Origin of the sequence: Vibrio sinaloensis DSM 21326 (assembly GCF_000189275.1) — a bacterium.
Taxonomy (GTDB): Bacteria; Pseudomonadota; Gammaproteobacteria; order Enterobacterales; family Vibrionaceae; genus Vibrio; species Vibrio sinaloensis.
The window spans coordinates 62,926-83,545 of the sequence record NZ_AEVT01000031.1; the positions used below are offsets into that span (position 1 = coordinate 62,926).

General features: G+C 44.7%; 22 protein-coding genes. 12 read left to right on the forward strand and 10 right to left on the reverse strand.

Features of this window, described 5'->3' with window-relative positions; genetic code table 11:
* The 4 genes from RH45_RS06335 (at position 1) to RH45_RS06350 (ending at position 3,504) form a co-directional block, all read left to right on the forward strand.
* Positions 1-837 carry a heme/hemin ABC transporter substrate-binding protein gene (locus RH45_RS06335; protein WP_008075122.1) on the forward strand — a complete coding sequence of 279 codons (837 nt, stop codon included), beginning with the start codon at positions 1-3 and terminating at the stop codon, positions 835-837.
* Between the two features lie 13 nt (positions 838-850).
* Positions 851-1,888, forward strand: a complete 1,038-nt coding sequence (locus tag RH45_RS06340) for a FecCD family ABC transporter permease (RefSeq protein ID WP_008075124.1) — start codon at positions 851-853, stop codon at positions 1,886-1,888.
* Positions 1,888-2,670, forward strand: coding sequence for a heme ABC transporter ATP-binding protein (locus RH45_RS06345; protein ID WP_008075126.1), 783 nt, complete (start codon positions 1,888-1,890; stop codon positions 2,668-2,670). Before RH45_RS06340 ends, RH45_RS06345 begins: the two co-directional genes overlap by 1 nt.
* A gap of 93 nt (positions 2,671-2,763) precedes the next feature.
* The gene (locus RH45_RS06350; protein WP_008075127.1) at positions 2,764-3,504 is read left to right on the forward strand and encodes a substrate-binding periplasmic protein; all 741 of its coding nucleotides are present in this window, start codon (positions 2,764-2,766) and stop codon (positions 3,502-3,504) included.
* Here RH45_RS06350 and ppsR read toward each other — a convergent pair.
* On the reverse strand, positions 3,501-4,334 hold the full coding sequence (gene ppsR / locus RH45_RS06355; protein WP_008075128.1) for a posphoenolpyruvate synthetase regulatory kinase/phosphorylase PpsR: 834 nt from the start codon (positions 4,332-4,334) through the stop codon (positions 3,501-3,503). The two genes, RH45_RS06350 and ppsR, sit on opposite strands and share 4 nt — an antisense overlap.
* A gap of 173 nt (positions 4,335-4,507) precedes the next feature.
* On the opposite strand from ppsR, the gene ppsA reads away from it, so the two are divergent.
* On the forward strand, positions 4,508-6,877 hold the full coding sequence (gene ppsA, locus RH45_RS06360) for a phosphoenolpyruvate synthase (protein ID WP_008075129.1): 2,370 nt from the start codon (positions 4,508-4,510) through the stop codon (positions 6,875-6,877).
* A gap of 56 nt (positions 6,878-6,933) precedes the next feature.
* Here the strand turns inward: ppsA and ompW are convergent, their stop codons facing one another.
* The 4 genes from ompW to RH45_RS06380 all read right to left on the reverse strand — a co-directional run bounded on the left by ompW (position 6,934) and on the right by RH45_RS06380 (position 10,291).
* Positions 6,934-7,581 carry an outer membrane protein OmpW gene (gene ompW / locus RH45_RS06365; RefSeq protein ID WP_008075130.1) on the reverse strand — a complete coding sequence of 216 codons (648 nt, stop codon included), beginning with the start codon at positions 7,579-7,581 and terminating at the stop codon, positions 6,934-6,936.
* Positions 7,582-7,845: 264 nt separating this feature from the next.
* The gene (locus RH45_RS06370; protein ID WP_008075131.1) at positions 7,846-9,153 is read right to left on the reverse strand and encodes a peptidoglycan DD-metalloendopeptidase family protein; all 1,308 of its coding nucleotides are present in this window, start codon (positions 9,151-9,153) and stop codon (positions 7,846-7,848) included.
* A gap of 135 nt (positions 9,154-9,288) precedes the next feature.
* Positions 9,289-9,588: an isoamylase early set domain-containing protein gene (locus RH45_RS06375; RefSeq protein ID WP_008075132.1), complete on the reverse strand. Its 300-nt coding sequence runs from the start codon at positions 9,586-9,588 to the stop codon at positions 9,289-9,291.
* An 85-nt stretch (positions 9,589-9,673) separates the two neighbouring features.
* Positions 9,674-10,291 (reverse strand): hypothetical protein, encoded by a 618-nt coding sequence (locus tag RH45_RS06380; RefSeq protein ID WP_008075134.1) that lies wholly within the window; start codon positions 10,289-10,291, stop codon positions 9,674-9,676.
* 124 nt (positions 10,292-10,415) lie between these two features.
* Here RH45_RS06380 and RH45_RS06385 point away from each other — a divergent pair, with 124 nt between their 5' ends.
* From RH45_RS06385 to RH45_RS06405, 5 genes are all read left to right on the forward strand, one after another.
* Entirely contained in the window at positions 10,416-10,823 is a 408-nt protein-coding gene (locus RH45_RS06385) for a GFA family protein (protein WP_008075135.1), read from the forward strand.
* A 101-nt stretch (positions 10,824-10,924) separates the two neighbouring features.
* Entirely contained in the window at positions 10,925-11,608 is a 684-nt protein-coding gene (locus RH45_RS06390) for a YoaK family protein (protein WP_008075136.1), read from the forward strand.
* A gap of 222 nt (positions 11,609-11,830) precedes the next feature.
* The gene (locus RH45_RS06395) at positions 11,831-13,201 is read left to right on the forward strand and encodes a YjiH family protein (protein WP_008075137.1); all 1,371 of its coding nucleotides are present in this window, start codon (positions 11,831-11,833) and stop codon (positions 13,199-13,201) included.
* 193 nt (positions 13,202-13,394) lie between these two features.
* On the forward strand, positions 13,395-13,871 hold the full coding sequence (locus RH45_RS06400) for a putative pterin-binding protein (RefSeq protein ID WP_008075138.1): 477 nt from the start codon (positions 13,395-13,397) through the stop codon (positions 13,869-13,871).
* Positions 13,861-14,949 carry a GGDEF domain-containing protein gene (locus tag RH45_RS06405; RefSeq protein WP_008075139.1) on the forward strand — a complete coding sequence of 363 codons (1,089 nt, stop codon included), beginning with the start codon at positions 13,861-13,863 and terminating at the stop codon, positions 14,947-14,949. Before RH45_RS06400 ends, RH45_RS06405 begins: the two co-directional genes overlap by 11 nt.
* Here RH45_RS06405 and RH45_RS06410 read toward each other — a convergent pair.
* Genes RH45_RS06410 through RH45_RS06420 form a run of 3 tightly spaced genes read right to left on the reverse strand, consistent with a single transcriptional unit; the run spans position 14,946 to position 16,640 of the window.
* Positions 14,946-15,782: a CsgG/HfaB family protein gene (locus tag RH45_RS06410; RefSeq protein WP_008075140.1), complete on the reverse strand. Its 837-nt coding sequence runs from the start codon at positions 15,780-15,782 to the stop codon at positions 14,946-14,948. The genes RH45_RS06405 and RH45_RS06410 overlap by 4 nt on opposite strands.
* Before the next feature lie 12 nt (positions 15,783-15,794).
* A complete protein-coding gene (locus tag RH45_RS06415) occupies positions 15,795-16,202 on the reverse strand; it encodes a curli assembly protein CsgF (RefSeq protein WP_008075141.1) in 408 nt (135 codons plus the stop codon).
* Positions 16,203-16,211: 9 nt separating this feature from the next.
* Positions 16,212-16,640: a curli production assembly/transport protein CsgE gene (locus RH45_RS06420; RefSeq protein WP_008075142.1), complete on the reverse strand. Its 429-nt coding sequence runs from the start codon at positions 16,638-16,640 to the stop codon at positions 16,212-16,214.
* A gap of 459 nt (positions 16,641-17,099) precedes the next feature.
* Between RH45_RS06420 and RH45_RS06425 the strand changes: the two genes are divergently transcribed.
* Both RH45_RS06425 and RH45_RS06430 read left to right on the forward strand, forming a co-directional pair.
* Positions 17,100-17,630 (forward strand): minor curlin subunit CsgB, encoded by a 531-nt coding sequence (locus RH45_RS06425; protein WP_008075143.1) that lies wholly within the window; start codon positions 17,100-17,102, stop codon positions 17,628-17,630.
* Positions 17,631-17,673: 43 nt separating this feature from the next.
* A complete protein-coding gene (locus RH45_RS06430; protein ID WP_008075144.1) occupies positions 17,674-18,450 on the forward strand; it encodes a hypothetical protein in 777 nt (258 codons plus the stop codon).
* 445 nt (positions 18,451-18,895) lie between these two features.
* Here RH45_RS06430 and pstB read toward each other — a convergent pair whose 3' ends face one another.
* A complete protein-coding gene (pstB, locus tag RH45_RS06435) occupies positions 18,896-19,645 on the reverse strand; it encodes a phosphate ABC transporter ATP-binding protein PstB (protein WP_008075145.1) in 750 nt (249 codons plus the stop codon).
* Positions 19,646-19,687: 42 nt separating this feature from the next.
* Positions 19,688-20,551 carry a phosphate ABC transporter permease PstA gene (pstA, locus tag RH45_RS06440; RefSeq protein WP_005470214.1) on the reverse strand — a complete coding sequence of 288 codons (864 nt, stop codon included), beginning with the start codon at positions 20,549-20,551 and terminating at the stop codon, positions 19,688-19,690.
* Positions 20,552-20,620 lie beyond the last annotated feature (69 nt).

A 20,620-nucleotide genomic window follows, 5' to 3' on the forward strand; every position in this document is an offset into this window, starting at 1 on the left:
ATGCAAAAGACATTTATTAATACCGTAGCCACAATCGCGCTATCCCTTACTGCTAGCTATGCCACTGCCAACGAACGTATTATCAGTGCAGGGAGCGCTGTCACTGAGCTGATCCTCGCTCTTGAGCAGCAAGACCAACTGGTTGCCGTTGATGTCACCAGCCAACTGCCACAAGGCATGACGTTACCGAAGATTGGTTACCACAGAAACCTATCCTCAGAAGGCTTATTAGCTCTCGGTCCAAACCGCCTGATTGGCTCTGATGAAATGGGCCCAGACACCACGCTTGCGCAGTTGAAATCTGCAGGAGTATCCGTAGACATCGTCAATACCGACGCCACACCTGCTGGCTTATTAGCCCGTATTGATGAGATTGCAGAGCTTACGGGAGCCGAAACCCAAGCGCAGCAGCTCAAAACGGAAGTGAATAAGAAAATTGCCGCACTAGAAGCCAACAAACCTAGCGAAGCGAAAAAGGTGCTGTTCCTTCTGATCCACGAAGGTCGTCCGGCAAACGTGGCCGGTAAAGAAACCCCGCCAGATGCCATTATCAACCTTGCTGGCGGCATCAACCCTGCCGCAGACAAGCTTACCTCTTACAAACCTCTTTCAACGGAAGCCATGGTTGAGATGCAGCCCGATGTCATTCTGGTTAGTGGACGCAGCTTAGAAAAAATTGGTGGCGCCGATGAAATCTTGAAAAAGATGCCTTTGCTTGCGGCAACGCCTGCGGGTCAGAACAAACGCTTTATCACAATCGACGGTCATGCACTGGTCGGCGGTTTAGGCTTAAAGAGCCTAGAGGAAGCGGAACGTCTAAGTAAGCTTCTAAAGTAGAGCATTCACGGATATGTTGTTACGTCGTCTTCCTCTTTCCGCTACGCTGACTTTGTTTGCCGTTGCACTGGCAGTGACTGCGATAAGCTCGGTGACTGTTGGGCCAATGAATATTGGCTTTTTAGACAGTGTACTTAGCTTGGTTTCACGCACCAATGAACTCGCCCCACACATCAACTTAGTCATTCATGAAATTCGCTTCCCGCGTACCCTATTGTGTATGTTAGTAGGCGCGATACTGGCAATCTGTGGTGCTGTGATGCAAGGATTGTTTCGCAACCCGTTGGCAGAACCAGGCATCATTGGCGTTTCAGCTGGTGCCTCACTCGGTGCCGCGTTTGCCATCGTGATGTTCGCTGAGTTTAGTACTCAATACCCAGAAATCATGAACTTTGCCGCTGTTCCTTTGTTTGCTTTTCTAGGTGGGTCATTAACGACCATTCTTGTTTACAAGCTAGGGACCAGCAAAATGGGCACCTCTGTCACCATCATGTTACTTGCAGGTGTGGCTATTGGGGCACTTTCTGGGGCTGGCATCGGTTACATGAACTTTGTCGCTGATGACCAAATGCTGCGTGATCTCAGTTTGTGGTCAATGGGCTCACTTGCTGGAGCCAACTGGGCGAGCATTGCGCTTTGTGCCGTAACACTGGTGATTCTACTGACCATCTTTATGCGTAAAGCAATGGCACTCAATGCTTTGCTACTCGGGGAAGCTGAAGCCAATCACTTAGGTATCCATGTTCAATCGCTAAAACGTCAGTTAATTTTGCTGACCGCTGTTGGCGTTGGCGTTACGGTCAGTGTTTCGGGCATGATTGGTTTCATTGGCTTAGTGATCCCGCATTTAGGTCGTATGCTTGCAGGCCCTGACCACCGTACCTTGCTGCCAATCTCCGCACTAATGGGGGCTTTATTGCTCACGCTTGCAGATATGTATGCACGCGTTGCCGTCTCGCCAGCAGAGCTTCCTGTTGGTATTGTGACAGCAATCATCGGCGCGCCTTTCTTTATCTACCTGTTATTCAAGCAAAAAGGAAAGATCCTTTAATGAAAGATACCGTACTCACTGGTCGCAATATTTCAATGCGATTTGGGCAGCGTACTGTGCTTGATGATATCGATATCGATATTCGCGCAGGAGAAGTGACTGCATTACTGGGCCCAAATGGCGCCGGTAAAAGTACCCTACTCAAACTCTTGTGTGGTGAGATCCCATCATCCAATCACATTGAGTACTTTGGCCAACACAAACAGGATTGGCAGCCCGCTGCTTTGGCAAAACATTTAGGAATGCTGCCTCAACACAGCACGTTGAGCTTCCCTTTTCTTGCCCACGAAGTGGTCGAGCTGGGTGCAATTCCGCTGAACCTACCTAACAAACAGACGCAAGAGTTAGCAAACAAGTACATGAAAATGACCGATGTCGGCCATTTGAGCGAGCGCATTTACCCTTCCCTGTCGGGAGGAGAAAAACAACGCCTTCATCTGGCGCGTGTGCTGGTGCAATTAGATCAAGCTAACGGTAAGAAAATCTTAATGTTGGATGAGCCCACGTCAGCCCTCGATCTGGCGCACCAGCACAACACGTTAAAGATCGCCCGTCAGCTCGCCGATCAAGAGAACACCGCGGTGGTGGTCGTTCTTCATGATCTCAACCTCGCTGCACAGTACTCGGACCGCATGGTTATTCTCCACGATGGAAAGCTAGTCACCGATGCGGCGCCGTGGCAGGCTTTGAAACCTGAAATCATCGAAGACGTTTACGGTTATCAATCGATTGTCGCCAAACATCCATCTCTCGATTTTCCAGTCGTCTACCCTGCTCACTAAACGAAAGTAGGTGGCGGTTTCGCGCTGCCACCTACGCATTCAACAAAACGCATGTCTATACTCAAAAAAGTATCGTTCAAATGGCGTTTCACCATGATCTCAAAGTCATATCGGTTAGTTGCATTGATTTTTTTGGCGTTTGCCACACACGTGGCTGCGCACCACGACCGCGACAGCACCTTCCTGCACGTCTGTGGCGATGCTATTGATTGGCCCCCATACACCTATCTTGAAGACAATGACGTAAAAGGTCGGGACATAGACATTCTCAACCAGTTACTGCCGGAGCTGGGCTACAGTTTTGATATGACAATGACGTCTTGGACGCGCTGCCTAAAAGGAGCGGCGGAAGGGGATTATCACATCGCGGTGAGTGCAACCTACAAGACTGAGCGCGTTCCTCATTACTTATACACGGATTGGTATTATCAAGTAACACCTTACTATCTCTACTCAGAAGAACGGTTTCCCGAAGGACTTTCTATAAGCCAGGTACAAGAACTTGAAGCGTACAAAGTCTGTGGCATTCATGGATACAACTACAGCGACTTTATGTTATCGGATGTCCATCAATACACTGTGACCATGTTCGAATCGATCAATGAACTTAGGCAGGCACGCTGCGACGTATTTTTATCGTGGCAGGAAATTTTGCAAGGGATCGAGTCTGTTTGGGGGGTCGAGCACGTTAGCGACGGCATTGTCGCAAAGCCCATTCCCAATATGGCAAAACACAAGTTCTATATGCTGATCTCCAAACAGCTCCCTATCGCTAAGGAGCTGCAAGCGGAACTATCGGAAGGCCTCGTTCGATATCGGGAGTTAGAGCACTAAAGTAATCGGCGTCTTAGGCCAGCTTTTTCCAAAATTCGAGTGGAAATTTCTTCTACGGACAACGAGCTCGTGTTGATGTAAGGAATCGCCTCACGACGAAACAACGCTTCAACGCTCGCCAACTCCGATAAACACTGTGCTGTGCTCGCGTATTCACTTCCGGCTAAGCGGTTTTCTCTGATCTCGGTCAGGCGCTCAGGGTCAATCGTCAAACCAAATAGCTTATGTCGATGGATCTCAAACTGAGGTAAGAGACGTAGACGCTTAATATCTTCTTCAATAAAAGGATAGTTCACCACTCTCAAACCAAACTGCATCGCCATATAGAGGCTAGTTGGTGTCTTTCCGCTACGAGAAACCCCAAGCAAAATGATATCGGCTTCTTCGAGCCCTTTTAGGGTGATCCCGTCGTCATGTGCCAACGTGTATTCAATGGCGGCGATACGATCAAAATAGGTATCTGAGTCCTTACCAACACTGCGAGAGCGTTGCAGCTTTGGCTTAGGTTGCATCTGAATATCATCCTGAACTTTCTGCACAATACTCTCTAACACATCATAACAGTGCGCGGGCGCATCAAGCAGTGTTTGACGAATCTCTGGAATGACAATAGAGAAAAACACTAAAGGTTTCAGACCATTATCACGATACGATATATCGATCTCTTTAAGTAAGTCGGCCAATTTGTCTTCACTTTCAACAAAAGGGAAGGTTTTTTCATTAGCCTGAAACGGAAACTGCCCCAGAACGACATGCCCTAAAGTCTCGCAGGTTATCGCAGTTCCATCAGAAACATAGAATACATCACGTCTTTGAATATCAATTTGCATTTTTTATTTAAACTTTAAAATTCTTTTGAGTAGGATGGGCAACATAATATCGATAATAAAACCCGGCTGACAATTACGTACCCCACAGCTTTTAAAATTTGTTCGCATTTTTTTTGAGCCAAGATGTAATCGTTTGCCTATCCCTACAAGCTGCAATGTTTCTGGAGAAAGACATGCAAAAGAACACCCTCTGGTTCAATAGCCTATCCATGGATGATGTCGATCAGGTCGGCGGTAAAAACGCTTCCCTTGGTGAGATGGTTTCCAATCTTTCCAATGCTGGCGTTTCGGTACCGAACGGCTTTGCGACAACATCTTTTGCTTTCAATCAGTTCCTTGATTTCGAAGGCTTGGATGAGCGAATCCATCAGTTACTTGATGAATTGGACGTTGACGATGTTGAAGCGCTGCGCAAGACAGGTGCCACCATCCGTCAATGGGTTTTAGAAGCCCCCTTCCCTGCCGATTTAGAGCAGGATATACGTGAAAACTACCAAGAGTTAACTGAAGGCAACCCCGAGCTTTCTGTCGCAGTTCGTTCTTCTGCAACCGCGGAAGATCTCCCCGATGCATCATTTGCGGGTCAGCAAGAGACTTTCCTAAACGTGAAAGGTATCGACGCTGTGCTCGAAGCAACAAAGCACGTTTACGCGTCACTGTTTAATGATCGCGCGATTTCATACCGAGTACACCAAGGCTTTGACCACCGCGGCATCTCTCTGTCTGCCGGTATTCAGCGCATGGTACGCTCAGACAAGGCCTCTTCGGGCGTTATGTTCACTCTCGACACCGAGTCAGGTTTTGACCAAGTCGTGTTCATCACCTCATCATGGGGCTTAGGTGAAATGGTGGTGCAAGGTGCGGTTAACCCCGATGAATTCTACGTTCACAAGCCAATGCTTGAAGCGGGTCAACACCCAATCGTCAAGAAAACCTTCGGCTCGAAGCAGATCAAAATGATCTATTCGAGTAATCAGGAAATCGGCAAGCAAGTAGACGTCATTGATACTTCTGTTGAAGAGCGCAACACGTTCTCGCTCGTTGACGAGGAGATCAAAGAGCTTGCTAAACAGGCGATGATCATCGAAAAGCACTACCAACGTCCTATGGACATCGAGTGGGCTAAAGATGGCATCGACGGTAAGCTTTACATCGTTCAAGCCCGCCCAGAGACCGTATGCTCTCAAAGCGAGCAAAACGTGATTGAGCGTTACGAGCTAAGCAACAAAGCAGACGTCTTGGTGGAAGGTCGTGCGATTGGCCAGCGTATCGGTAAAGGCCCAGTGCGTTTGGTTGAGTCACTCGATCAAATGTCATTGGTGCAAGACGGCGATGTGCTGGTGACAGACATGACTGACCCGGATTGGGAGCCAGTGATGAAGAAAGCGTCTGCCATTGTCACTAACCGAGGTGGTCGTACTTGCCACGCGGCAATCATCGCTCGTGAGCTTGGTATTCCTGCAATCGTCGGTTGTGGTGATGCCACCAGCAAGCTAACAGACGGTCAGACGGTGACCGTATCCTGCTCTGAGGGTGAAACTGGCTACGTTTACCAAGGTGACCTGAACTTTGAAGTGAAACGTTCTTCTGTCGATGAGCTGCCACTGCTACCGACAAAAGTGATGATGAACGTGGGTAACCCAGACCGTGCATTTGATTTTGCCCAAATTCCAAATGAAGGTGTCGGTCTTGCGCGTCTTGAATTCATCATCAACAAGATGATTGGTATTCACCCGAAAGCGTTGCTGAACTTCGATGCGCAAAGCGATGAGCTAAAAGCAGAGATCACTGAGCGTATCCGTGGCTACAAAGATCCAATCGATTTCTACGTGAGTAAGCTAACCGAAGGTATTGCGACCATCGCGTCAGCATTCTGGCCAAAACGCGTGATCGTTCGAATGTCAGACTTTAAGTCGAACGAATACAGCAACTTGGTTGGTGGTAAAGGTTACGAACCGCATGAGGAGAACCCAATGCTTGGCTTCCGTGGTGCGTCTCGCTACATTTCTCCCGTGTTTGAAGACTGTTTCGAGCTAGAAACCCAAGCGATCAAACGCGTTCGTAACGAGATGGGTCTGAAGAACGTTGAAATCATGATCCCATTCGTACGTACACCAAGCGAAGCGGCATCGGTTATCGACCTACTGGCTAAGTTCGACCTACGCCGCGGCGACCAAGGTCTGAAAGTCATCATGATGTGTGAGCTGCCATCGAATGCGGTACTTGCTGATGAATTCTTGAAGTACTTTGATGGTTTCTCGATTGGCTCAAACGATATGACTCAGTTAACTCTGGGACTCGATCGTGATTCTGGCGACGTTGCTCACCTATTCGATGAGCGTAACCCAGCCGTGAAAGCCATGCTGCAAATGGCCATCGATGCGGCAACCAAAGCGGGCAAATACGTTGGTATCTGTGGTCAAGGGCCATCGGATCATGACGATTTAGCACAATGGTTGATGGATCAAGGCATTAGTTCTGTTTCTCTCAATCCAGATACGGTTATCGATACTTGGCTGAAGCTGGGTAAAGTAAACCAATAGCAGTTAAAGGTAACAAAGGCGGCTAATATAGCCGCCTTTTTCATGTTCAATGAAGACTAGAACTTGTAACCACCACTTATCATAAATACCCATGGGTCGATACTAACGTCAGCAGATTGTGCCCCCGCGACGTTATGTTCAAATTTAGCTTTAGTATCGATATCTGCATACCAAACTGAACCATTGACGAACCAATCTTCATTAATCATGTAGTCCACACCTAGGTTAGCCGCTAAGCCCCAAGAGTTTTCTAGATCCAAATCGCTAAGTCCTGCATTTTTAGCCTCACTGTTAAAGCCTTCATCAAAGAACATCGTGTAGTTTAAGCCGACACCAACATAGGGTCTTAGCTCACTTTCTGCCTGGCCAAAATAGTATTGCAACATGAAAGTTGGTGGTAAGTGTTTAGTTTCTGCAATTGTACCTAGGTCAGAGAGGTCAGTTGAAATTTTATGTGAGAAAGGCGTGGCCGCCAAAACCTCGAAGCTGATGTTGTCAGTAATCATATAACCAACAGTCAAACCGATTTGCGTATTTGAGTTGACCTCAAGTTCTTCGTCACTACCTAAGATTTTGTCACTGCTGTCATTTGGGACCACAGATGCGAGGCCTGCTCGGACAATAATATCGCCTTCTTTATGTGCAAAGGCATTTGCTGAAGCGAACGTGGCAAGGACGGCAAGGGTACAGAGTGTTTTTTTCATTATAATTTCCTTTTGTGTAGGGCTTCGTTTTATTAACGATGAGTAAGTCGCTTATTATTTTTGCGAGCAAGTTAGCACAAAATAACCTTACACTTTTGATGGAAATCAATTTATAAAAATCTGCTCATTTGTCCTGATATTAATATGGAATTGGTCACTTATATATGAAATCTGTATGGCATACTTGTAATGCAAATACTGCGTGCATCACAGACAAAAAAAGCTCCCAAAGGAGCTTTTTATTATTGGTTGTTAGCCAGATCATTATCCAGTCGATTTAGAATTCGCTTGATTCGCGAGTTTCATTTCTTGCTTTTTCAACATCGCATCAAATTCATCACGACGTTGTTTAAACGCAGCCATCTCTTTCTTAGGCACTGAATTAGCCATTGGAATATTGGCTTTCATCGCGTTAACGGCACGACCTCTATCCAACAATTCATAGTGGATATGTGGGCCAGTTACTCGTCCAGTAGCGCCAGATAAACCGATACGCTGACCACGCGACACTTTCTGACCTTTACGTACCAAAATCTTACTTAGGTGCAAGTAACGTGTTTTATAACGGCTGCTGTGCTGCACAACCACATAATTTCCTGCATAAGGGTGCTTGCGAGTCATGATGACAACGCCATCCCCCGTTGAAACAATTGGCGTTCCTGTTGGAACCGCCCAGTCTGTACCGTTGTGTGGAGACACACGACCAGTGACTGGATGCTTGCGATTCGGGTTGAAGTGCGAGCTCAAACGATACTTTCCATTCACAGGCTTACGCTGGAATGCTCTTTGCAGACTGTTACCATCGTGATCATAATATTGGCCATCTGTATGCAAATAAGCTGTGATCTCACGGCCCCGATTGACAATCCTAATGGCCTGAAGCTCGCGATTACCTGTCAATACGCCATCGACATGCTGTCGAGACTGAACCACTTCAAACTTGTCTCCCGCTCGGAGATCACGCGAAAAGTTAATTTTGTCTTTGAGCAAGCGAACGATTTGATTGATTTCATTCGTGCTTAAGCCAAGAGCATGTACAGATTTTGAGAAACTGCCACGCACATCTCCGACCAAAGCAAACGAGCTCCATTCACCCGGAAGCTTCACATCTTCAAAACTGTAGCTACCATCATCTAGGCGAGAATATACCGCGCGCTCTACCAGACTAAACTCGAGTTCCATTTTTTGTAGATCCCCGGTCGTTTCATTGCGCCAAAAACGTAATGTATTTCCAGGTTTCAAACTGTCCAGCGCCAAGTAGTTCAAGTCAGTCGACATGACGCTCATTAATTCACTGTAACCAAAGCCTAATTGCTCAAAGATACTACTTAAATTATCTCCACGTTTAATTACGTATTCATAATTTGGGTAATTTATCTCTTCTTGCTCACTTTGGAGAATATTGGAAACGATCTTAGTTTCGGGAATAGAGAGTTCGATAGTACGCGTCAATGAAGTGCTGCTATTAACGGAAGATAAAGCGACCGCCGCCAGAATCGGCAGGCTAAGTAGCGTCCATTTTTTACCTTTTGAAAGCTCATTTAGGCGCGTATTAATCTTTTTCGCACTCACAGCTTTACCCTTTCGTACTTAATCAAAGCGCTTAGGGTACGAATTTCTGTTAAATTTGTCACCCCCCCAATTTGTCAAAGTTCGATCAAAAAAGGACACTAAGTTGTGCCCTTTATTCACTTAAGTTCAGATTGGTTATGAATGAGTAGTAATTAAGCCATTGTCTTCACCAAATCCATTCGGTTTGAACTGATCGGCATGAGGATCGTTCACCCACTTCTCGTTATCAACCAAGTAACGAAACTCAAACTCGCTTCCCTTAGGAAGTCGGGTTTTGAACTTGTATGATTTTGACTTAACGACTTTTTTCATTTCAGTCGGTTGCCAATCTAAGAAATCAGCAACGATAGCGGCCGATTTGCCCACTTCTGATGCTGGTAATTCAAAGGTCACTTCTACTTCATCCTTGGTTTTAAAATAGCGCTTATTGATCATCTTCACTCCCTTTAACAACAAACAATACAAATAAAAAGGCTATTTCAAACAATAAGCAACCTTGGTCATATTTACAACTTGATTTTTAATTAATCAACTTTAATTGAGCTGAAGCAAGAATCTTAAAGCGCATAACCTGCTGTTCACTAGGCGTTTCACTCATCGATTGATCGTCACCATGACGGCGATACTCAACGCGAAGCTCGTCTTCATGTTTCTCAATTTTATCCAGCTGCACACGATCTCCCAACAGTTCACTCTGTTTCAACACCATGCGTTTCAACCCTAGGTCATAATAAAAACGAGCAACGTAATAAAAGACGCCACTGCCTTGATTCGATATCGCTAAGGTAGAGACATAATCTGTTGCTGAGATCTGAGTTATCCATTGAGTATCAATAAACACTTTTCCACGCTCAGCCCCAGCGTCGTAATTTCCTGAAGCGAGCTTAGTTTCCGGATCGAACTCATTAATGAAACTGAACGCTTGGACTTCTGGCACTTCAACCGTCCATGGATTTGGCGTTGAAAGACCAAAGACTTGCTCAATGATTGGATCTGATTTTTGTTGCTGGCTGGGAAATTTCGCGAGTATCTCTTCGTCATTTAAGCTAAAGCGATAAACGCCAGCCACTGCGACCACAATAAGCATCACAATAGGAATCAATAAGATAAGGGGAATAGGTAACAAACGCTTTTTCATTATATTCTCATCAGTATATTGGAGTGACCCAACTCAGATTACTCTTGGTTATAGTTGCTCATTCTACCTTACTCAACTACAAATAGTCACAGAGCCTTATAGATAGAAACAACACGGAAACAGAATGAATCAAAAAAAAGTTAAGCGCTACGCAGAGTGCAGTTGTGGTCAAGTCTCTTTAGCCTGTAGTGGTGAGCCTGAGCGTACCTCTATTTGTCATTGCTTTGAGTGCCAAAAACGAACCGGCAGCGTGTTTGGAGTGCAAGCTCGCTTCGATAAACAGCAAGTTAAGGTCGTGGGTGAGGTAACAACCTATACGCGAGTTGCCGATTCGGGCAACCACGTCACCTATCAATTCTGTCCTCAATGTGGCTCGACCGTCTCTTTGTCCCTCTCTGCCCTCCCTGAAGTCATCGTTATCCCGGTGGGTATCTTTAATCAACATGATCTTCCCACTCCCAGTTTTTCTGTTTACGAGGAGCGACAGCACCAGTGGGTAAAATTTGATTGCCAACTCGAGCATTACCACTAATTTAAATTTGATTTGCTCCTGATCAAATCAGCAGGTGGGATTCTCCTGTCTCTCTATCACGACTAGCTTTATAATTCGCCCAGACTCTACAGGAGCAGAACGTGATTACTCGGTTACCAAAATGGGTAGAATATGGAGCTTTTCTACTCGCACTACTTGCAGGTGTAGTGAACGCAATTGGATTGCTCGGTTTTCAGCATCAGGCGGTTTCGCACATATCAGGCACCGTCACACTGCTTGGCGCAAGTGCACTTAACTTCACCAGCCAAACTTTTCACTTACTTATGGTACTGATTAGCTTCTTACTCGGCGCTATTCTTAGTGGAATTTTTATCGAAAATACAGCATTAAAGCTCGGTCGCCGCTATGGTGTTGCACTTTGTATAGAAAGTGGGTTGCTTCTGATTGCCTATTTTTTGTTACAAGACGGCCATCTTACCGGTCAATACTTTGCGTCTGCAGCTTGTGGGTTGCAAAACGCTATGATCACGACTTTCAGCGGTGCGGTCGTACGAACCACGCACATGACAGGCATCATCACGGATCTTGGTCTCATGATCGGCGCTCGTTTACGTGGGGAATACTTTGACTACCGCAAGGCAAAACTATTCCTTTTTATCTTCTCTGGTTTTTTGCTTGGTGGTATCAGCGGAGCCAAGCTGTTCGATCTGTATGCTTTATCTGCATTGCTGGCGCCAATTGGGCTCGCAATCGTTCTTGCTATTGGATATTGGCTCTATTTATACAAGCACAGCCGCCACACACCTGTTCAAGATCACAAATAACAGAAAACCCCAATAAACTTAACAATTACACTACAGTTATCTATTATCATTTCTAACCACAACACTTAACAGTGAATATTTAGCGATATTTAATGAATAGTATTGCAAGAAAATTGGAAAGGGGTTAATCTCTCGCTCAATTGACCGAATATGGATGTTTAGTGAATATATATGCCATCTGGATTGGCTATACTATTGACTAGTAGTAACTCGAGAAATGTAATGTCTAATAACACCGAATCTATGACCACGCCTAAGACCAAAGGCAATTTTTGGATGTTTTTCATCCCTTCCCTACTGGGTTTATTCCTATTTATGGCGCCAATCAGCTACCAAGGTGATATCACCATTCCAGTTGCTGTACTGGCCAAAAGCATTCAAGCGCTATTTGGCGATTATCTGGTCGGTACAATTACGACAATTATCGCGTTTATGGCCGTAGCATCTGTGCTATGTCGCATAAAGATGCCTGCATTCATTGCTAACAATGACTTTTTGAAAGGACTATTCAGCCCTTCTCCACTTTGGTTAGCCGTGCGTGTAATTGGTGGTCTAGCAGTCGCCATGACTTACTTCCAGTTTGGCCCAAAAGCAATCTGGGAAGAAAACACTGGTGGTCTTGTACTCGAGGGCCTGCTACCAACCCTATTCTCAGTGTTTATTTTTGCTGGTTTATTGTTACCTTTACTGCTTAACTTTGGCCTGCTTGAACTGTTTGGTACCTTGCTAAGCAAAATCATGCGCCCTGTTTTCAATCTGCCTGGCCGCAGTGCTATTGACTGTATGGCATCATGGTTAGGTGATGGCTCGGTCGGTATTTTGCTAACCAGCAAGCAATACGAAAATAAATTTTACACTCAGCGTGAAGCAGCCGTCGTCGGTACCACTTTCTCAGCGGTCTCCATTACCTTTAGTCTGGTCGTGATCGCGCAAGTCGAGCTTGAACACCTATTTTTGCCTTTTTACGGCGCGATCTGTTTAGCGGGTATCGTTGCAGCTGTCATTATTCCTCGTTTACCGCCATTAAGCCGCAAAAAAGATACCTTCATCGACGGTAGTAAGCCGGCTGAAGATGCTGATGCCATCCCTGCAGGCCACTCAACCTTCTCATGGGGTATGGAACTGGCACTGAATAAGTCAAGCCAAGTGACCTCTATCAAATCAGTATTTGGTGAAGGTGTACGTAATGCGGTTGATATGGTGTTCGGCGTTCTGCCTGTCGTCATGGGGCTAGGGACTATCGCTCTTGTGATTGCGGAATACACGTCTGTGTTCGCGATTTTGGGCCAACCATTTATCCCATTTTTAGAACTGCTGAACATTCCAGAGGCAGCGGCAGCATCAGAAACGATCGTGGTAGGTTTTGCGGATATGTTCATTCCAGCGATTCTTGCCGCCTCTATTGATAATGAGATGACACGTTTCGTTATCGCTGCAATGTCGGTAACTCAGTTGATTTACATGTCAGAAGTTGGCGCACTGCTTCTTGGTAGTAAGATTCCAGTAAATATCTTCGAGCTATTCGCCATATTTATCCTGCGAACTCTGATCACATTACCTGTAATAGCTGGTGTTGCACACCTGATTTTTTAAGCTCAAGCGCATAATTATTGAAGCCCCTTTTTGGGGCTTTTTTGATCGCCAACCATATCAGTATTTAAGCCTTTCGTTCATAAGCGCTCACTTTCCCCAATCAACGACAAAAAGCAAGCCACTTACTATTAACTCGACTTATACTTAGTGATATAAATATTATTTGTTTAAGGACATCTCACCCGGAGGGACTATGGGAAAGCTGTTGAGTTGTTTGTTAGTGGTGCTCAGTTTTCAAGCTGCTGGTTCACAACTCGTTATTCGATTACAGGACAAAGCGCCAATCACATTAACGCATGAGCAGATTGTCACCGAGTTTCATGCTCAATCATTTGAAACCAAGCTTCCTTGGTTAGATAAAAGCGCCTTGTTTACCGGTTTTAAAGCCTCTGATTTGCTCAACTATTATCGTATCGATGATGCCTTCTCTGTGTCATTTGTAGCGCTGAATGATTACGCCTCCTCATCACGTGTCGAAGATTTACTGCAATACCAGCCGATCATCGCCTATCAGATGGATGGGGAGAAGATGAAGGTGCGAAACAAGGGCCCATATTGGTTGGTCTTCGATTTAGATAAGTACCCTGAAATCGACAATGCGGGCTATCACTCTCAAATGGTGTGGCAAATTGACGAGATCATGATTCATAGAAGAAGCGATGGAAAATAGTCCCCACAGGGCAAACTTATCCCCAATCCTCAACAGAGCGAAAGTTCTGCTGCTGATTATGTCTGCCGCTCTGATCATCGCAAACCTTTATTTTCTTTCTTCGACTCGCCAATTGGCTGACTCCTACTCCGCCAGACAAAATCAAGCGACCTGGTTTCTATTTCAGCTCACTAAAGAGTTCTCTGAGCTGACCTCCATCACACCATTCGCAGCTGAGGACGAAGAGTATCAAAAGCGTACCTTGCTCAAATACGAGCTAACTTGGAGTCGCTTTGATTTATTGCTAAACAGCAAGGAAGCCGATACCTTCATCAAGTTACCTGGAGCAAAAAGCTTTTTCGAAGATTTGTTCAACCAATATAAAGCTCTGGAGCCTAAGCTAGAGCTGATCGATCAACCCGTTTATGCGACCGATGTCGGCAGTGAATTTTCTCATCTGTATATGAAGATGATTCAATATGTAAACACCAACTTCAGAGTGCAGAGCCCACTGTACCGCGAGCAAAGAAATCAAGCGCAGTCTCTGCATCATACCCAGCTGGTCTTGCTGATACTCTTATTCATATGTGCCGGATTAGCAGGCTACATCATCCATCTTGAAGCCAAATATCATCGCTCTCTCTCGCTCACAGATTCTTTAACCAAAGTGTGCAACCGCTTAGCATTGTTCAATGACTTAAACGAGCACATCACTCGTCAAACTTCGTTTAGTCTTTTTTTGCTGGATCTTAATGGTTTCAAACAGATTAATGATCAATTTGGGCATCAAGCAGGGGACAAAGCGCTGGTCGAGATAGCTAAGCGTCTCTCCTCACTTGGATTGCCTTGTTACCGAATTGGTGGGGATGAGTTTGCTCTGCTGTCTTTTCGCCTCGGGGAAATTGAATCAACATGGCTTGATATTGAGGCTTGTTTTAGCCAAAGCATCAGCGTATTGGAAAGAAAATCCGCACACTTGTCGACCAGTATTGGGGTGGCCAAATTTCCTAGCCAAGGAAAAAATGCGACGGACTTACTTGCCGTCGCAGATAAGAATATGTACTCGCACAAGAAACGAGATAAACGCTACAGTGCTTAAAGAATTTGGTGAGTTTGACGCGCGTACTTTTGAATAACCTCATTGCCAACTTGCTCTGCGCTCTCCGGTTGCCACAGCCCTCGCCCAATACCACGCACTATAAGATGAATCACAGCAGCATCAATCGCCGACATTACTGCGACATTAACGGGTTCATTGTTGGTGTAGCCCATCTCAACTTCAAGTAGATTTTTATAATCGATAAAACGGAAAGCACCAGCCGTCATCTCATGAGAAAAAATGGTCTTACTGGTTGTTACACTAAGCAGTATTTGACCGGTTGCAACGTTCACCGCACGTAAATTTACCGTGACTTGATCGGTGCGATATTGTCCTGAGGAACCGACCCCAAGATAGCGAGCCCCGATTCCACCGGTTTTAATGTTCGAGTCGTAAGCGACGATTCCCCCTTCGATGACGACATTGGCCGAGCTCAACGCAGCAAGCTCATTACTCTGGTTATTGCCCCCTTGACCCTTCTTCTGCGCCGCTCGAATAATTTTTCGCTCTGTTAGTAAGTTTTGCAACCCTTCACGCTCAAGCGGGATGAACCAGTTTGAATCCAGTAAAGATGCCGTTAATAGCGCTGTTCCCCCTTGAGGAACGGCAGTGGAGAAGTTACTGTTTGGTTGCGGTTTATACTGACCAGTTTGATCTCGAAAATCGTACACAGATACCAGTATTTTCCCTTTAGGATTTGGCAGGCTAATCAAATCTTTATATGCGGCTCCGCGCGGCATTAACGTCGCGTGATAGTCTGCGTCTGGAATGGACATAGAGTTAGAGCAACCTTGCAAGAGCAATAGTACAAATAGCGTCAAAAATGTCTTCATTACGTGTTCCATTTAATCCGGGTTTAATCCAGCAACTTTTATTTCGGTAGATTCACCCGATACCTTGTCGACAATCTGCACCGTTAAGGTTCCATTTTCATCTAAGATGTTTAAATAAAATTCGTCCGTTTCTAACTGCCCAGTGTTGCCGTTGCCAACGTCAGCCAACAGCTGACTAATCAAACGTGACTGTAAACTGTTCGCTAAACGATCCAGAGACGATTCACCGCCAAAATCTAAATCTTCAGAGGGGGCTTTATAGTCGTTAATTGCATTGGCTACACCGAGTAAGTGAGAGCTGTTGAGGGCATGACCACCAAAGCTCGGATTGACTGGGGTGTAGACAAGTTCACTTGCCTGAGCAAGGCTTGCAGATAGCGACAAGCAAGCGATGGGGATTATTGAGGCTTTAATTGTCATTGTTCATCCTTAAAACTCGTCAAATTCCAAATCAAAGGTATCTTGATATTTCAATTGTTGATTCCAACGAATGAGATGAGAAGTGGTTGCTTTTAACGCCTGTTCGGCTTTTTCTTCCGCATGTTTCTTACCCGGAGATAATGCAGTTCGGTATATCACCTTACGCCTATGTTCGACGCTAATAATACTGCCGGAAAGCGCTGTAGGCCTTTCTTTAACAGTCAAATTCTCAGTTAATGAAGCGTGTCGGTCATTGACCTTTTGGGCGAAGTAAAAATAGAAATCGTCTCCAAGTCGAGTGATTGTTCTATCAATAATCAACCCTCCTATTTCGTTATCCAACCCATTTTTCATTAACTCGATTTCACGACTATTATTTTCATCAGCGGAACAAGATAAAGAAAAAACCAAAAAAGCGACAACCATTAACTTATTCATTGAAGTTTCATTGTGTATAAAAACGCAAAGATAATAACGTTATAAATAATTCAAAATAAGACCTATCTATATTATTGCTTGTATAGAATATTTTTTTCCAACAAATGATACATCGAGATAATAAATACCGACTCATAGTCGAGAATTGAACGTGTAGTGATAATTAAGTTAATAATAAATCAAAGCGTTAACATCAACAGAAGATAAACTTTAGTGCTACACATCAGAAAAAAAGTAGTAGATAGAAGTCTATTTCCACATGAAAATTATCAATTATTAGTTGATTGAAATATATTCACCCAAAGACATAATAACCATCAATCAAATTCAACGTGCTTATGGGGGAATTCATGAGACCTATAATTACCTCCTATTCTAGGTATTTTGCTCTAGCACTAATATTACTATCAAATAAATCAATAGCCGATAAAAATAGAGCTGATTATATTTTCTAATGAGATGAGCGAGCAATTTGGTGATTTTTATAGCGGCTCCTTGGAATACCAAGATTTACTACAGAGAGAGTTTGAAGGAAATAACTTTGTTGAGTTGGATATAACAGATAGCAGCAAGTCAGAGATATCGATAACTCAAATTAACTCAGGGCTAGGACCAAATAAATCGAAAGTCATTCAACGTAGAGTTTACAGCTCAAGTGCAAGTATCGATCAGTACGGTTCAAACAATATTGCACTGATCGAACAAAAAAATGGTCAATATAACAATGCTTCCATTAGACAAAATGGCACAGGCTATAAAGGAATTATCATCCAAGATGGTAGCTTCAATGAAGCGCAGTTAACGCAATGTGACCTAAGTGAATGTGCAAAAGAAAATCACGGTGGCGAAGTCAGTATTCTTCAACAGAATGACCACAACGTCGCCATCATTATTGACAATACTTCGTCAAGCTATGGAGTTCAGCAAAATGGTGGAGACTCCATATTTATTAACAACAATATGAATAGAGGCATTTACGTTAAGCAGTAAAACGTAAGGATATTCAAAACATCATTAAATCAAGGAAATTACAATGAAAACGTTAGCGCTAGCTATTTCAACCGCTCTTATCTCTGGTTCTGTTCTAGCAGGAAACACAGCAACAACCGTATTAGAAAATTCGAACAATGATGCAATTCACATCATGCAAATCTCACCAGCTGCAGGCAGTGAAGCGATCGTTGAATTATCTGACAGTACGAATGCTGATGTGGTTATTCACCAAGAGAATGACAGTAACTACGCTAAAGTGGTAGGTTCAGATTCGGTTAACACAAGTGACGTCAATATCTACCAGAACGGGAATGAAAACGTGACTAACGTTGCATTAGCGACAGCAAACGAAACTGGCGTCGATTTAGACTTGTACGGTAACCAAAACCAAGTCACCATTGCTGTGAGTGAAAGCGATGGCAACAAAGTAAATTCAGCAATCGGCAATGAGTCAGAAGCCGCGAGCAACAACACACTAAATGTTGTGATTGATTCACTCAGCAACACCAATACAATTACGACAGCGCAATTGAGCACAGAGAACCTCATTGATATCAATATCTCAGAATCTAGCCAAGGCAACAGCATCTATGCAGCTCAAAACGCTGAGCTAAACAGGATTGACGTCGACATCACAACCGGTAGTAGCGAAAACGTACTAGAAATTACTCAGTACACAGACCGTTCTGTCGCGAATGTGTCTTTAGCAGATAACTCTGTTGGTAACTCAATTGGTATCGCACAATCGTACGGCGACGTAGCAAACGTAGCGATGGCAAATTCGGTAAACAGCTCTGTCTATGTTGAACAGCACTAATCTGGTTTCTAGATTAAACTGCGCGATACTCATCAGTATCGCGCTTTTTCCTTTGCGGGCACATCCATTCGAACTGACCTCTTACCTAACTCTCGAGTGCCAAAGGAAAAACAACGCCATTGAGCTAGCCATTCATACTTCTCTCGTTCCCACTCCTGCTACTTCGATCATTCTGAGCTCAAGCAACATCACGTCGTTCCTACTTACGTCTCATTCGCTCTACCGCTACCGAACAACCGTTAATACCTCACCTCTTTCTATTGAGGTGCAAGAGCGTCAGCAACGCTCACAATTTCAATTAGACCATCATTGCCAGGTTACCCAAAAACCCAACTCCTCTTCTAATAACTAGTTTGTTACAGGCACAAAAAAGCCCCTCATTAAGAGGGGCAAAAGTACCATCGCTTATTGTTATAGTGATAATGCCAGTAAAACGAGTCGCTGATTAACCGAAATCACCGTTCACATAACCTTTCGTGCGGTCATCTTTAGGTGCACTAAAGATATTTTGCGTCTCATCATGTTCAACCAATTCACCCATTAGGAAGAATGCAGTACGGTCAGAGATACGGCGAGCTTGTTGCATCGAGTGAGTCACGATGACGATGGTGTAGTTCTTTTTCAGCTCTTCCATCAATTCTTCAATTTTGTGCGTCGCAATGGGATCCAGCGCCGATGTTGGCTCATCCATCAGAATCACATCTGGCTCCATCGCTATGGTACGTGCAATACATAGACGCTGCTGCTGACCACCCGAAAGACCAAATGCGTGAGACTTGAGACGATCTTTTACTTCGTCCCAGAGAGCCGCACCGCGCAAAGAGCGCTCCACCACTTCATCAATATGCTTTTTGTCTTTCACACCTTGAGCACGCAGGCCATACGCTACGTTCTCATAAATACTCATCGGAAACGGGTTTGGTTTTTGGAACACCATGCCAACTTTGATACGCAGATCCGCCACATCGATATTGCCGTAAATATCGGTGCCATCCATATCCAGCTTACCGGTGATTTTTACGCCTTCAATAAGATCATTCATGCGGTTTAGGCAGCGCAACAAGGTAGATTTCCCGCAGCCAGAAGGGCCGATAAGTGCCGTTACTTGGCGAGTTGGAATCGGCAAATTGATCGCTTTTAGTGCTTGGTTGTCGCCGTAAAATAGGTCTAGATTTTCAATATCAAACTTGTTCATTTTCTTAATCTCTTCAATTCTTTAATTCGTATTTGCGTGCGATTAGTACGTCGCTTTGTTGAAGCGGCTAGCAATAAGCTTTGTCGTCATGTTGATCAATAAGACCACGACAATCAGCACTGTCGCTGTACCGTAAGCTTGGTTCCACTCTTCAATAGTGAACAGCTCGGTAGTCAGCTTGTATAGGTGAACGGTCAGCGTTCGACCCGAGTCGAGCAGAGAGTCGGGAACTCGAGCAACCATGCCCGCTGTTAGGAAAACAGGGGCCGATTCACCAATGACACGACCAATACTAAGAATGACCGAAGTTAAGATACCTGGCGTCGCACTCGGTAAGATTAAGCGCCAGATAGTATAGATTTTCGAAGAGCCTAGCGCGTAAGAGCCCTCACGATAGGTTTGTGGTACAGCCATCAACGCTTCTTCCGTTGTACGGATGATGACAGGCAGAATCAGGATACTCAACGTCAATGCACCCGAAAGGATCGAGAAGCCCAGACCGAGAATCGCGACGAAAAATGTCATACCAAATAGACCAAAGATAATCGATGGAATACCCGCCAATGACTCAGTACAAAAACGGATAACTTTGACCAGCTTACTGCCGACTTTTGCATACTCCGTTAAGTAGATGGCCGTCATAATGCCCAGTGGCGCTGCCACTGCAATAGAGGCGATAACCATGTAGATAGTCGCGACTATCATAGGAAAAATACCTTTCTCTTCCCCAGTTGCCGTGTAGTTATCGGTGATGAATGCCCAATCTACATGCTTTAAACCATTCGATAAGATGTACCAAATGATCCAGAACAGGAAGCCTACCGTTAAAGCGGCGGCGGCCCAGATAAAACCGTTTAAGATCTTGTCCTTAAACTCTCGAGATTGTTTTAGTTTTGCGCGGTCCATAATCGTCACCTATCGCTTATTTCGCTTTTTCGCGATTGAGATAAAGAAGAGCTGCATTGAGCATCATGA

Bases quoted from the DNA above. Each gene is read 5' to 3' on its own strand.
- RH45_RS06425 (WP_008075143.1), top strand. From the start codon at position 17,100: ATGAGCGAGCAATTTGGTGATTTTTATAGCGGCTCCTTGGAATACCAA.
- RH45_RS06415 (WP_008075141.1), bottom strand. From the start codon at position 16,202: ATGACAATTAAAGCCTCAATAATCCCCATCGCTTGCTTGTCGCTATCT.
- RH45_RS06375 (WP_008075132.1), bottom strand. From the start codon at position 9,588: ATGATCAATAAGCGCTATTTTAAAACCAAGGATGAAGTAGAAGTGACC.
- RH45_RS06395 (WP_008075137.1), top strand. From the start codon at position 11,831: ATGTCTAATAACACCGAATCTATGACCACGCCTAAGACCAAAGGCAAT.
- RH45_RS06385 (WP_008075135.1), top strand. From the start codon at position 10,416: ATGAATCAAAAAAAAGTTAAGCGCTACGCAGAGTGCAGTTGTGGTCAA.
- RH45_RS06380 (WP_008075134.1), bottom strand. From the start codon at position 10,291: ATGAAAAAGCGTTTGTTACCTATTCCCCTTATCTTATTGATTCCTATT.
- pstA (WP_005470214.1), bottom strand. From the start codon at position 20,551: ATGGACCGCGCAAAACTAAAACAATCTCGAGAGTTTAAGGACAAGATC.
- RH45_RS06400 (WP_008075138.1), top strand. From the start codon at position 13,395: ATGGGAAAGCTGTTGAGTTGTTTGTTAGTGGTGCTCAGTTTTCAAGCT.
- ppsA (WP_008075129.1), top strand. From the start codon at position 4,508: ATGCAAAAGAACACCCTCTGGTTCAATAGCCTATCCATGGATGATGTC.
- ompW (WP_008075130.1), bottom strand. From the start codon at position 7,581: ATGAAAAAAACACTCTGTACCCTTGCCGTCCTTGCCACGTTCGCTTCA.
- RH45_RS06350 (WP_008075127.1), top strand. From the start codon at position 2,764: ATGATCTCAAAGTCATATCGGTTAGTTGCATTGATTTTTTTGGCGTTT.
- ppsR (WP_008075128.1), bottom strand. From the start codon at position 4,334: ATGCAAATTGATATTCAAAGACGTGATGTATTCTATGTTTCTGATGGA.
- RH45_RS06430 (WP_008075144.1), top strand. From the start codon at position 17,674: ATGAAAACGTTAGCGCTAGCTATTTCAACCGCTCTTATCTCTGGTTCT.
- pstB (WP_008075145.1), bottom strand. From the start codon at position 19,645: ATGAACAAGTTTGATATTGAAAATCTAGACCTATTTTACGGCGACAAC.
- RH45_RS06420 (WP_008075142.1), bottom strand. From the start codon at position 16,640: ATGAATAAGTTAATGGTTGTCGCTTTTTTGGTTTTTTCTTTATCTTGT.
- RH45_RS06340 (WP_008075124.1), top strand. From the start codon at position 851: ATGTTGTTACGTCGTCTTCCTCTTTCCGCTACGCTGACTTTGTTTGCC.
- RH45_RS06405 (WP_008075139.1), top strand. From the start codon at position 13,861: ATGGAAAATAGTCCCCACAGGGCAAACTTATCCCCAATCCTCAACAGA.
- RH45_RS06335 (WP_008075122.1), top strand. From the start codon at position 1: ATGCAAAAGACATTTATTAATACCGTAGCCACAATCGCGCTATCCCTT.
- RH45_RS06345 (WP_008075126.1), top strand. From the start codon at position 1,888: ATGAAAGATACCGTACTCACTGGTCGCAATATTTCAATGCGATTTGGG.
- RH45_RS06410 (WP_008075140.1), bottom strand. From the start codon at position 15,782: ATGAAGACATTTTTGACGCTATTTGTACTATTGCTCTTGCAAGGTTGC.